Origin of the sequence: Kitasatospora sp. NPDC049258 (assembly GCF_040678895.1) — a bacterium.
GTDB lineage: Bacteria > Actinomycetota > Actinomycetes > Streptomycetales > Streptomycetaceae > Kitasatospora.
Map to the genome: position 1 here is coordinate 91,033 of NZ_JBFAQT010000001.1, position 2,358 is coordinate 93,390.

A 2,358-nucleotide genomic window follows, 5' to 3' on the forward strand; every position below is an offset into this window, starting at 1 on the left:
GAAGCCCGGCTGACCCCCGCTCTCGCGGGGAGGACTGGAGAGCGCGTACTGGGGCGGCGCCGGCACCTGGCTGACCCCCGCTCTCGCGGGGAGGACATCACCCTGTGCCCGGCCGGCCCGGGGAAGCCCGGCTGACCCCCGCTCTCGCGGGGAGGACTGGAGAGCGCGTACTGGGGCGGCGCCGGCACCTGGCTGACCCCCGCTCTCGCGGGGAGGACTCCCGCCGACCCGATCCGCCCGGCTACTCCGCCGGCTGACCCCCGCTCTCGCGGGGAGGACCCGAACTACAAGCTCGACACGCTCCTGGCCCACGGCTGACCCCCGCTCTCGCGGGGAGGACCGCCACCTCGGCCCGCAGGACGTCGTCGACGCCGGCTGACCCCCGCTCTCGCGGGGAGGACTCGAGTTCAACCCGTCGACCGGCAACCTCGTCCGGCTGACCCCCGCTCTCGCGGGGAGGACGTTCTCCTCGACCAGGTCCGAGAGCGAATGGACGGCTGACCCCCGCTCTCGCGGGGAGGACGATCCCCGAATCCGAGGCCTCTCCCCTCATGCCGGCTGACCCCCGCTCTCGCGGGGAGGACTCGAGTTCGCGGTAGTCGAGGAGGCCGTTGTGCGGCTGACCCCCGCTCTCGCGGGGAGGACCTGTACCGGGTGATCGGCCAGGATTGGCGGCGCGGCTGACCCCCGCTCTCGCGGGGAGGACTCCAAAGCGTTGGGGTGCCGAGGGGGTAGACCGGCTGACCCCCGCTCTCGCGGGGAGGACTCCTTGTCGGTGGTGGGCCAGGTTCCCGCCGCCGGCTGACCCCCGCTCTCGCGGGGAGGACACCGCCGCCGAGGCCGGCCCCGGGGACCTCGTCGGCTGACCCCCGCTCTCGCGGGGAGGACCAGGCCCACGGCTACCGCATGGACGGCCGCGGCGGCTGACCCCCGCTCTCGCGGGGAGGACAAGGCCGATTGACCTTCCCTGTGTCCAATATGTGGCTGACCCCCGCTCTCGCGGGGAGGACCCCCATCGGGCTGACGTCCGGTCCGTGGACAACGGCTGACCCCCGCTCTCGCGGGGAGGACGCCAGCTGCTCGCGGAGCTGTTTGGCCTCGGCCGGCTGACCCCCGCTCTCGCGGGGAGGACGCGCCCACATCGGTGATGCTGAGACCGAACCCCGGCTGACCCCCGCTCTCGCGGGGAGGACCCGGCCGAGTAGTACGTCAGACGCTCCGGCATCGGCTGACCCCCGCTCTCGCGGGGAGGACGAGACCCCTCTTCGGTAGGCGGGCGCACAGCGCGGCTGACCCCCGCTCTCGCGGGGAGGACACCCTCCAGCGGAACTCCGCGGCCGGCAACACCGGCTGACCCCCGCTCTCGCGGGGAGGACCCCATCGACACATGGGAGTTCACGAAGTACAACGGCTGACCCCCGCTCTCGCGGGGAGGACTTGGCGGCGAGCCACAGGCGGCATTGGCGCTGCGGCTGACCCCCGCTCTCGCGGGGAGGACCTCTCGGTGCACTCGCGGTACAGGGCGAGGGCCGGCTGACCCCCGCTCTCGCGGGGAGGACGTCATCATCAGCGCCGTCGCGAACGGTGACCACGGCTGACCCCCGCTCTCGCGGGGAGGACGGGTGTCACTCCGCGGCGAGCGAGGTGGACCACGGCTGACCCCCGCTCTCGCGGGGAGGACTCACCGCCCGGCCTCCCACTTCCGCCTGGTCGCGGCTGACCCCCGCTCTCGCGGGGAGGACGGGGTGACGATGAACGAGGCACCCCAGCAGATCGGCTGACCCCCGCTCTCGCGGGGAGGACGCGAAGAGCTCGGCCGGGACCGGGCCGATCATCGGCTGACCCCCGCTCTCGCGGGGAGGACCTGGCGCCGGGTGAACGGAGACCCGCAGTGAGCGGCTGACCCCCGCTCTCGCGGGGAGGACCACGCGAAGAACACCTCACCCGGCCGGGTCAGCGGCTGACCCCCGCTCTCGCGGGGAGGACGACGGACTGGAAGTTCGGCAAACGGCTGATCGCGGCTGACCCCCGCTCTCGCGGGGAGGACGGTTGTTCGCCTGATGCTGCTGTGGGAGATCACGGCTGACCCCCGCTCTCGCGGGGAGGACGGCGTGGGGAGGCAACACCACGGCCGGCTGAGCGGCTGACCCCCGCTCTCGCGGGGAGGACTGCTCGTGCAGCTGGTGACGGACGGCATCCGCCGGCTGACCCCCGCTCTCGCGGGGAGGACGCCTGGCGCTGCCATGTGAGCACCGGCCGCGACGGCTGACCCCCGCTCTCGCGGGGAGGACTCTTCGCGACCTGCGACGTTCGGAGCTCTTTGCAATTTCTTGACTAGCCGTCAGGGTTCACACCCCA

General features: G+C 73.2%; 1 CRISPR repeat array.

Annotation, left to right across the window (positions count from 1 at the left end):
- Nucleotides 1–6: 6 nt before the first annotated feature.
- Nucleotides 7–2,291: direct repeats of the CRISPR family, unit length 29 nt; unit sequence CGGCTGACCCCCGCTCTCGCGGGGAGGAC.
- Nucleotides 2,292–2,358: the final 67 nt, after the last annotated feature.